This window comes from Streptomyces sp. NBC_01317 (assembly GCF_035961655.1).
Taxonomy (GTDB): Bacteria; Actinomycetota; Actinomycetes; order Streptomycetales; family Streptomycetaceae; genus Streptomyces.
The window spans coordinates 6,454,391-6,462,500 of the sequence record NZ_CP108393.1; the positions used below are offsets into that span (position 1 = coordinate 6,454,391).

11 protein-coding genes are annotated in these 8,110 nt (G+C 68.9%); 7 read left to right on the forward strand and 4 right to left on the reverse strand.

The annotated features are described in order from the left end of the window. Positions 1-66: 66 nt before the first annotated feature. Complete coding sequence (locus OG349_RS28095; RefSeq protein ID WP_327237240.1) at positions 67-312, forward strand: chaplin; 246 nt, start codon at positions 67-69, stop codon at positions 310-312. A 59-nt stretch (positions 313-371) separates the two neighbouring features. After that, complete coding sequence (locus OG349_RS28100; protein ID WP_161309463.1) at positions 372-626, forward strand: chaplin; 255 nt, start codon at positions 372-374, stop codon at positions 624-626. 173 nt (positions 627-799) lie between these two features. Here OG349_RS28100 and OG349_RS28105 read toward each other — a convergent pair whose 3' ends face one another. After that, a complete protein-coding gene (locus OG349_RS28105; protein ID WP_327237241.1) occupies positions 800-1,597 on the reverse strand; it encodes a hypothetical protein in 798 nt (265 codons plus the stop codon). 125 nt (positions 1,598-1,722) lie between these two features. Between OG349_RS28105 and OG349_RS28110 the strand changes: the two genes are divergently transcribed. From OG349_RS28110 to OG349_RS28125, 4 genes are all read left to right on the forward strand, one after another. Further along, positions 1,723-2,514 carry an ABC transporter ATP-binding protein gene (locus OG349_RS28110; RefSeq protein ID WP_327237242.1) on the forward strand — a complete coding sequence of 264 codons (792 nt, stop codon included), beginning with the start codon at positions 1,723-1,725 and terminating at the stop codon, positions 2,512-2,514. An 82-nt stretch (positions 2,515-2,596) separates the two neighbouring features. Then, a complete protein-coding gene (locus OG349_RS28115) occupies positions 2,597-3,025 on the forward strand; it encodes an NfeD family protein (protein WP_161309466.1) in 429 nt (142 codons plus the stop codon). An 85-nt stretch (positions 3,026-3,110) separates the two neighbouring features. Beyond that, entirely contained in the window at positions 3,111-4,043 is a 933-nt protein-coding gene (locus OG349_RS28120; RefSeq protein WP_327237243.1) for an SPFH domain-containing protein, read from the forward strand. Between the two features lie 62 nt (positions 4,044-4,105). Next, positions 4,106-4,873, forward strand: coding sequence for a sulfite exporter TauE/SafE family protein (locus OG349_RS28125; protein WP_327238757.1), 768 nt, complete (start codon positions 4,106-4,108; stop codon positions 4,871-4,873). A 20-nt stretch (positions 4,874-4,893) separates the two neighbouring features. On the opposite strand, the gene OG349_RS28130 is transcribed toward OG349_RS28125, so the two are convergent. The 3 genes from OG349_RS28130 to OG349_RS28140 form a co-directional block, all read right to left on the reverse strand. Then, positions 4,894-5,406, reverse strand: a complete 513-nt coding sequence (locus tag OG349_RS28130; RefSeq protein ID WP_327237244.1) for an HNH endonuclease — start codon at positions 5,404-5,406, stop codon at positions 4,894-4,896. Between the two features lie 142 nt (positions 5,407-5,548). Continuing rightward, complete coding sequence (locus OG349_RS28135; RefSeq protein ID WP_327237245.1) at positions 5,549-6,088, reverse strand: YbhB/YbcL family Raf kinase inhibitor-like protein; 540 nt, start codon at positions 6,086-6,088, stop codon at positions 5,549-5,551. A 64-nt stretch (positions 6,089-6,152) separates the two neighbouring features. Beyond that, the gene (locus OG349_RS28140) at positions 6,153-6,935 is read right to left on the reverse strand and encodes a sporulation protein (RefSeq protein WP_161309471.1); all 783 of its coding nucleotides are present in this window, start codon (positions 6,933-6,935) and stop codon (positions 6,153-6,155) included. Positions 6,936-7,013: 78 nt separating this feature from the next. On the opposite strand from OG349_RS28140, the gene OG349_RS28145 reads away from it, so the two are divergent. After that, complete coding sequence (locus OG349_RS28145; protein WP_327237246.1) at positions 7,014-7,655, forward strand: DNA-3-methyladenine glycosylase; 642 nt, start codon at positions 7,014-7,016, stop codon at positions 7,653-7,655. Positions 7,656-8,110 lie beyond the last annotated feature (455 nt).

Sequence of the window (8,110 nt, forward strand, 5' to 3'; positions counted from 1 at the left end):
CCCCCGGGCGTTCTCCATGGCATGCCGCGGCGCACCGCCGCGGCCGCCCCGAGGAGGAAACCCGATATGAAGAACCTGAAGAAGGCCGCCACCCTCACCCTCGTCGCCGGTGGCATCGTCGCCGCCGCGTCCGGCGTCGCGTCCGCCCACGGCGGCGCGCAGGCCGAGGGCGCCGCCCTCAAGTCCCCGGGCATCGCCTCCGGCAACCTGATCCAGGCCCCCGTGCACGTCCCGGTCAACGCCGTCGGCAACAGCGTCAACGTCATCGGCGTACTGAACCCGGCCTTCGGCAACGCCGCCGTCAACCACTGACCGCGCCCCGCCGCTCCGCCCTTTCACACCCTTACCGATTCTCGATTGAGGAACACCCCATGAAGGTCGCCAAGAAGGCCGCCCTGGTCATCGTCACCGCCGGTCTCGCCGCGAGTGCCTCCGCCGGCGCGGCGTTCGCCACCGGTGGCGGCTCCGGCGCGCAGGCCGACGGCCTGGCCCAGCACTCCCCGGGCATCGCCTCCGGCAACGCGGTCCAGGTCCCGGTGCACGTCCCGGTCAACCTGACCGGCAACACCGTGAACGTGATCGGCCTGCTGAACCCGGCGTTCGGCAACCACTCCGTGAACCGCTGAACCACCCACGCCCGCGTGTGACGTGCTGACGCCCCGCGTGTGACGTACGTACGAGGCCCCGAGACCCGCCGTCATCCCCCGGCGGTCCCGGGGTCTCGTACGTGACACGCGCCACGTACGAGACTCGGTGTGGTTCGTCCGTACGTCTCCGGCCCGGCCCCCGCCCACGTGATTCAGACCACAGGCGGCAGTCCCCGCTCCCGCTCCTCCACATACGCGTTGTACGAGGCCACCTGCGCCCGCCGCGCCACCCGCTCCACCGGCCGCAGCGCCGCGCCCCGCGCCGACATCTCCGACGCGCTCACGGCGCCGCCGTCCCCGTGCTCGTATGCCAGCGCCACCAGCAGCCCCACCCGCTGCGCCAGCTCCAGCACCCGCACCGCGCGCGGCGGATACCCGGGAGCCAGCACCTCCCGGCCCCGCTCCGCACGCGCCCGGTACGCGTCCAGCGCCGCCTCCGCCATCGGCCCCGACGCCGCCACGTCCAGCCGCGACAGCACGTCCGTCGCCTCCCGCAGGGCCTCCGCCAGCTCCCGCTCCGCCTCCCCGAGCGACGGCACGTCCGCCGGGGGCGCCTCCCGTACCGGCAGACAGTGCCAGACCACCTCGACGTGCTGGTCCCCGGCCGGGCCCACCGCGGTCACCTCGGGCACCAGACCGTACGGCGCGCCCGTGGCGACCACCGCCTCCTCCGCCTCCAGCGCGCGGGCGTTGAAGTCCGGGGGGCCGCTGAGCCCCAGCGGATGGCCCGGCGCGGGCAGCGCGACCCGGTACCCGGTCACCCCGAGCGTCCGCAGCCGCCCCAGCGCCAGCGTGAGCCCGACAGGCCCCGCCTCGCCCGGCAGCCCCTCCACCCGGTGCACAGCGTCCTCGCCGACGATGGCGTGCACGGCGTCGTCCGGCGACACAAACCCGGCCAAGAGGGCGTTTCCCCATGCGGCCAGCAATCCTGAGCGTGGTTGCGAAAGCATGGCCCCAGCCTAGGGAACGGACCTCAGGGCCGGACCACTCCATAGGTGGCGTAGGTTTTCCCTGGGAACCGCGCCCACAGGCGCACCCGGAACTCGAGACGATTGCATGGGGAGACAACGCGCTCATGAGCGATGTACTGGAGCTGGTGGACGTATCCGTGGTCCGCGACGGACGCGCTCTGGTGGACGATGTCTCCTGGTCGGTCAAGGAGGGCGAGCGCTGGGTGATCCTCGGGCCGAACGGCGCCGGCAAGACCACCCTGCTCAACCTCGCGTCCAGCTACCTCTTCCCGACCACCGGCAGCGCCCGGATCCTCGGCGAGACCCTCGGCAAGGTCGACGTCTTCGACCTCCGACCGCGCATCGGCATCGCCGGTGTCGCCATGTCGGAGAAGCTGCCCAAGCGCCAGACGGTCCTGGAGACCGTCCTCACGGCCGCGTACGGCATGACCGCCACCTGGCAGGAGCAGTACGACGAGGTCGACGAGCAGCGCGCCCGCGCCTTCCTCGACCGCCTCGGCATGACGGAGTTCCTGGACCGCAGGTTCGGCACGCTCTCCGAGGGCGAGCGCAAGCGCACCCTCATCGCCCGCGCCATGATGACCGACCCCGAGCTGCTGCTCCTCGACGAGCCCGCCGCGGGACTGGACCTCGGAGGCCGCGAGGATCTCGTACGGCGCCTCGGCCGCCTCGCCCGCGACCCGTACGCGCCTTCCATGATCATGGTCACCCACCATGTCGAGGAGATCGCCCCCGGCTTCACGCACGTCCTCATGATCCGCCAGGGCAAGGTGCTCGCCGCGGGACCCATGGAGACCGAGCTGTCCTCCCGTAACCTCTCCCTCTGCTTCGGCCTCCCGCTCGTCGTGGAGCGCACCGGGGACCGCTGGACCGCGCAGGGCCTCCCGCTCAAGTGACCACCCCCGCAAGGCGTCTGTCGACCGGATGACCTGATATCGCCCCTGTCCGGAGGGGGTTCGCCGGACCTACCATGCACAAGTGGAAATCGACGCATGGGTGTGGTGGCTGATCGGCGCGGTCGGCCTGGGCATTCCGCTCGTCCTGACGGCGATGCCGGAGTTCGGCATGTTCTCCGCCGGAGCCGTCGCCGGAGCGATCGTCGCGTCCCTCGGCGGCGGGGTCGTGGCCCAAGTCCTGGTCTTCGCCGCGGTGTCGGTGGCACTCATCGCCGTCGTACGGCCCCTCGCGGCGCGGCAGAACGCGCGCCGCCCGGTGCACGCGAGCGGCATCGACGCGCTGAAAGGCCGTCAAGCCGTCGTCCTGGAACGGGTGGACGGCAACGGAGGCCGCGTCAAACTGGCCGGTGAGGTCTGGTCCGCACGGACCCTCGACGCGGGCCAGTCGTTCGAACCGGGACAGCAGGTGGACGTCGTCGACATCGACGGCGCGACGGCCGTCGTCATGTAGACCGGCCGAACACCCCCCACGCACACCCCTGGTCTGACAAACTCGATCATCGGAACATCCGGCAGCGAAGGGCCCGAGGAACGCGATGCCATCAATCATCATCGTCCTGGTCATCCTGGTGGTGCTTGTATTCATCGCCCTGATCAAGACGATCCAGGTCATCCCGCAGGCAAGCGCCGCCATCGTCGAACGGTTCGGCCGTTACACCCGCACGCTCAACGCGGGTCTCAACATCGTCGTCCCGTTCATCGACTCCATCCGCAACCGCATCGACCTCCGCGAACAGGTCGTGCCCTTCCCGCCCCAGCCGGTGATCACCCAGGACAACCTGGTCGTCAACATCGACACCGTCATCTACTACCAGGTGACCGACGCCCGCGCCGCGACCTACGAGGTCGCCAGCTACATCCAGGCGATCGAACAACTCACCGTCACCACGCTGCGCAACATCATCGGCGGCATGGACCTGGAGCGCACCCTCACCTCCCGCGAGGAGATCAACGCGGCCCTGCGCGGCGTCCTCGACGAAGCCACCGGCAAGTGGGGCATCCGCGTCAACCGCGTCGAGCTGAAGGCCATCGAGCCCCCGACCTCCATCCAGGACTCGATGGAGAAGCAGATGCGCGCCGACCGCGACAAGCGCGCCGCGATCCTCACCGCCGAGGGCATCCGCCAGTCCCAGATCCTCACCGCCGAGGGCGAGAAGCAGTCCGCGATCCTCCGCGCCGAAGGTGAGGCCAAGGCCGCCGCCCTGCGCGCCGAGGGCGAGGCCCAGGCGATCCGTACGGTCTTCGAGTCCATCCACGCCGGCGACCCCGACCAGAAACTCCTCGCCTACCAGTACCTCCAGATGCTCCCCAAGATCGCCGAGGGCGACGCCAACAAGCTCTGGATCGTGCCCAGCGAGATCGGCGACGCCCTCAAGGGACTCAGCGGAGCCTTCGACAACTTCGGCTCCGGCGGCGGACCCGGCTTCAACACCGGCAAGGAACGCAAACAGGCCCCCCCGGTGGAATGACCCACGCCCCCCTTCGTGCATGATCGGTGCGTTATGCACCGATCATGGAGGGCCGCTACACCGTGACCATCTGGGAGATGCTCGCCGTTCTCGTCGCGGGCATCTGCGCCGGCACCATCAACACCATCGTCGGATCGGGCACCCTGATCACCTTCCCGGTCCTGCTCGCCACCGGCCTGCCACCCGTGACCGCCACCGTCTCCAACGCGCTGGGCCTCATATCCGGCTCGATCAGCGGAGCCATCGGCTACCGCGCCGAACTCGCCGGACAGCGCCGCCGCATCCTGCGCCTGAGCGCCGCCGCTCTCGTCGGCGGCCTCACCGGAGCCGTACTCCTGCTGCTCCTGCCGTCCACGGCGTTCGAGACGATCGTGCCCGTCCTCGTCACCCTCGCCCTGCTGCTGGTCATCCTCCAGCCCAGGCTCTCCGCCGCCGTCCAGAAACGCCGCGCCGAGAAGGGCACCCTCATCCGCCAGGACGGCGGCCCGCTCCTCTTCACCGGACTGCTGCTCGCCAGCGTCTACGGCGGCTACTTCACCGCGGCCCAGGGAATCATCTACCTCTCCCTGATGGGCATGCTGCTCGACGACACCATGCAACGGCTCAACGCCGTGAAGAACATCCTCGCGGCCGTCGTGAACAGCGTCGCCGCGCTCTTCTTCCTCTTCGTCGCCGACTTCGACTGGACGGCGGTCCTGCTCATCGCGGTCGGCTCGGCCCTCGGGGGCCAGCTCGGCGCGAAGGCAGGACGCCGCCTGTCACCCGCGCTCATGCGGGGAATCATCGTGGCCGTCGGCGGATGCGCGCTGGTCCAGCTGATCCTGCGCTGACCCCATCGGACAGGCAGGCCCTACGCCGCGGGCTGCACGCCGGCCAGCCAGCCCGGCAGCTCCGTCCGCTCGCCCGCCCGCAGCGAGAGCAGCATCGCGTCCGCCGGGGACGGCACGAACGGCTGCCGCAGCAGCGGCATCCCCGCCTGCTCCGGCGTACGGTCCGCCTTGCGATGGTTGTCCTCGGCGCACGAAGCGACCGTATTCAGCCAGCTGTCCGCACCGCCCCGCGACCTCGGCACCACATGGTCCACCGTCGTCGCGCGCCGGCCGCAGTACGCGCACCGGTGCTGGTCCCGTATCAGCACACCCCGTCTGGACCACGGTGCCTGTCTTCGGAAGGGCACCCGTACGTACCGGCAGAGCCTGATCACCCGGGGCACCGGCAGCACCACCGTGGCCGCCCGCACACGGAGACCGGGATGGGCCTGCTCGACCACGGCCTTGTCCTGGAGCACCAGCACCACCGCACGGTTGAGAGTCACCGTCGACAGCGGCTCGAAGCTCGCATTCAGTACCAGCGTGTCCCGCATCCCGCCCACCTCCCGTGTGCCGGCCCGCCGTCCGGCGGGCTTGGATCAACTCTGGCCGGGCACGCCGAGAGGGACAACACAATAAAAAATGCCCTGCCCTGATCTCTCCAAGACCAGGGCAGGGCAAACAACAGGCTAACGGTCAGCTTGCGTCAGGGGCCGCGTACTCCCCGATGAGCTGCGCGCGAGCCAGCGTGTGGAATCGCAGATTGAAACCGACAAACGCCGGAGACGCGTCCTCGTCGGCCCCCAGCACCTCCGTGTCCACCGCGTACACGGTGAACACATAACGGTGCGCCGGATCCCCGGCGGGCGGCGCCGCGCCACCGAAATTCTTCGTCCCGTAGTCGTTACGGGCATGCACGGCGCCCTTCGGCAGCCCCTCGAAACCCCCACTGGCCGCACCCGCCGGCAGCTCGGTGACCGAGGCCGGGATGTCGAACAGCACCCAGTGCCAGAACCCACTGCCGGTCGGCGCGTCGGGATCGAAGCACGTCACGGCGAAACTCTTGGTCTCCGCCGGGAAACCCGCCCACCGCAGCTGCGGCGACACGTTCCCCGCGGCGTAGACCTGGGCGTCCTTCAACACCGCGCCCGGTGCGACGTCGTCGCTCACCACGCTGAACGACGGCACCTCCGGATGGAAGTCATGAGGAAGCGGAGCCCTCTTTGCCTCGGTCACGTTCGAACCTCCGAATACGCTGTTCCGGCTGATCTGCCTTGCGATCCCGAGCTTAGGTCTCGGACTAGAACCAGTTGCGACGGCCACCCACCTCGGCGAGCCACTGGTTGAGGTACGCCGACCAGTCCGTGCCCTGGAAGTCCCCGAGACCGACCTTGAACGCCCGGAACGAGTCACTGCCCTCGCCGAAGAGACCCGGCTTCTTGTCCATCTCCAGGATCACGTCCATCTCACGGTCGTCCGCGACGAACGACAGCTCGACCTGGTTCAGCCCGCGGTACTGCGACGGCGCGAAGAACTCGATCTCCTGGTAGAACGGCAGCCGCTGGCGCGTCCCCCGGATGTGACCCCGCTCCATGTCCGCCGCCTTGAAACGGAAGCCCAGCTGGATGAAGGCGTCGAGGATCGCCTGCTGCGCCGGCAGCGGGTGCACGTTGATCGGGTCCAGGTCACCGGAGTCCAGCGCCCGCGCGATGTCCAGCTCCGTGGTCACCCCGATGTTCATGCCGCGCAGCGGCTGCCCGTCGATGATCGTGATCGGGGTCTCCCAGGGGATCTCCAGACCGAACGGCACCACGTGTGTCGCCCCGGCCTGCACCTCGAAGGCACCGCCGATGCTCTGCTTGGTGAACTCGATGTCCTGCTTGATCTCCTGGTCGTTCCCCTCGACCTCGACCCGCGCCTGGAGACCGACGTTCAGGCCCTGGATCTGCTGGTTCACCGAACCGCCCTGGAGCCGTACCTCGCCCTGGACGACCCCACCGGGGACGACGTTCGACTCGGTCAGTTCCGTCTCGACGGACGCACCGCCGGCGCCCATGCTCGCGAGCAGCTTCTTGAAACCCATGTGTGTTCACTCCTCCTAGTCCTGACCCCTACATACGCGCGACGACCGTAGCCGGTTCCACGGGTACCCTCGGACGTCATGATCGAGACCCCCGACCGTACGCCGCTGCCACGGGACTTCTTCGACCGCCCGGTCCTGGAGGTGGCGCCCGATCTGCTCGGCCGCACGCTGGTACGGAACACCGACGACGGGACGATGGAACTGCTCCTCACCGAGGTGGAGGCGTACGCGGGCGCGATCGACCCGGGCTCGCACGCCTTCCGCGGGCGCACGGCCCGTAATGATGTGATGTTCGGTCCGCCCGGACACGCGTACGTCTACTTCACGTACGGGATGTGGCACTGCCTCAACCTGGTGTGCGGCCCCGAAGGCACCGCGAGCGGGGTCCTGCTCCGGGCGGGACAGGTCACTGTCGGTGCTGAACTCACCCGCAAACGTCGACTCTCGGCCCGTCATGACAGAGAACTGGCCAAAGGCCCGGCCCGGCTGGCCACAGCCCTGAGCGTCGACCGCGCCCTGAACGGTACGGACGTGTGCGACGACGTCGACGCCGACCTGGCGATCCTGGCGGGCACCCCCGTGGCGGATGACCTGGTCCGCAGCGGCCCCCGCACCGGGGTCGGCGGCGACGGCGCGGTCCACCCGTGGCGCTTCTGGATCGACGGGGACCCCTCGGTCAGCCCTTACCGCGCCCACGTGCCGCGGCGCAGACGAACTTGACTCGTCCCGTTCATCCGCCTAACGTAGCCCGAGCCGCTTGACACGGGTCCTGCTGTTCAGCAGCCCCCGGAGCGGCCATCCTCTACCTACGATCCAACCCCAACGGGTATGGATTTCGGCATGCCGAAATTCTGACCCTGCGGCTCGATTATGAGCCGGACGGGGAATCGGTTAAAGTAGTGGACAGCCGAGAGGCAAAGAAACAAAGGCCCATCCAAAGGCCACCGGAATTCAAGCGGCAAGAACAGCCAAATGAATCTGGTAAGGTTGGAAACACGAAATGCCGAAGGGAAGCGCCCGGAGGGCCCCGGAGACGGGACCGAAGGAAGCGTCCGTTCCTTGAGAACTCAACAGCGTGCCAAAAGTCAACGCCAGATATGTTGATACCCCGGCCTACTCAACCCTTGTGGTTGGTGGGTTGGTGGTTCCTTTGAATGAAACACAGCGAGGACGCT

Excerpts from the sequence above, each read along its gene's own strand:
- OG349_RS28100 (WP_161309463.1), top strand. The coding sequence starts at position 372 with ATGAAGGTCGCCAAGAAGGCCGCCCTGGTCATCGTCACCGCCGGTCTC.
- OG349_RS28140 (WP_161309471.1), bottom strand. The coding sequence starts at position 6,935 with ATGGGTTTCAAGAAGCTGCTCGCGAGCATGGGCGCCGGCGGTGCGTCC.
- OG349_RS28095 (WP_327237240.1), top strand. The coding sequence starts at position 67 with ATGAAGAACCTGAAGAAGGCCGCCACCCTCACCCTCGTCGCCGGTGGC.
- OG349_RS28145 (WP_327237246.1), top strand. The coding sequence starts at position 7,014 with ATGATCGAGACCCCCGACCGTACGCCGCTGCCACGGGACTTCTTCGAC.
- OG349_RS28110 (WP_327237242.1), top strand. The coding sequence starts at position 1,723 with ATGAGCGATGTACTGGAGCTGGTGGACGTATCCGTGGTCCGCGACGGA.
- OG349_RS28130 (WP_327237244.1), bottom strand. The coding sequence starts at position 5,406 with ATGCGGGACACGCTGGTACTGAATGCGAGCTTCGAGCCGCTGTCGACG.
- OG349_RS28120 (WP_327237243.1), top strand. The coding sequence starts at position 3,111 with ATGCCATCAATCATCATCGTCCTGGTCATCCTGGTGGTGCTTGTATTC.
- OG349_RS28105 (WP_327237241.1), bottom strand. The coding sequence starts at position 1,597 with ATGCTTTCGCAACCACGCTCAGGATTGCTGGCCGCATGGGGAAACGCC.